The following is a 745-nucleotide window of genomic DNA, read 5'->3' on the forward strand; positions in this document are numbered from 1 at the left end:
AGACATTCTCATTCTCGGCCTGGGCGCTTCCGGGCTGGCCATGGCCCGCTGGTGCGTGCGCTGCGGCGCGCAGGTGACCGTGGCAGACACGCGCGAGGCGCCTCCGCAGCGCGGCACGCTGCATGCCGAGTTGCCCCAGGTGCGCTTCGTGGCCGGTGCGTTCGACGCCTCCCTGCTCGAAGGGCGCATGCCGCAGGCCATCTACCGCTCGCCCGGCCTGCGTCCCGACACGCTGGCCGCCCTGTCGTCCGAGGCCCGGGCGCGCGGCATCCGCATGGAGGGCGAACTCGCCTTATACGCCATGGCGCTGCGCGAGCTGCGCGCCGCGCACGGCTACGCCCCGGCGGTGGTGGCCGTGAGCGGCACCAACGGCAAGACCACGGTGACTTCGCTCACCGGCCGGCTCGTGGACTGCGCCGGTAAGACCGTGGCCGTGGCCGGCAACATCGGCCCGACCCTGCTGGACACGCTGGGCCAGCACATCGATGCGGGCACTCTGCCCGAGGTCTGGGTGCTGGAGCTGTCCAGCTTCCAGCTCGACGGCGTGGCGGGCTTCGAGCCCACGGCCGCGGCCGTCCTCAACATCAGCCAGGACCACCTGGACTGGCACGGCAGCCTGGCCGCCTACGCGGCCGCCAAGGCGCGCATCTTCGGCGAGAGCGGCCTGATGGTGCTCAACCGCGAAGACCCCGAGGTCATGGGCATGCTGCCCGAGGCCGGGCCGGCGCGCAGCGCGGCCAGGCCG

Annotated in this window: 1 protein-coding gene; it reads left to right on the forward strand. The window is 73.2% G+C overall.

Annotation, left to right across the window (positions count from 1 at the left end):
- A partial coding sequence (locus AC27IQ_RS26210; protein WP_487091395.1) for a Mur ligase family protein occupies positions 1-745 on the forward strand: 745 nt, incomplete at both ends.

The sequence above is a fragment of the Acidovorax sp. KPB24-07 genome, from assembly GCF_057543315.1.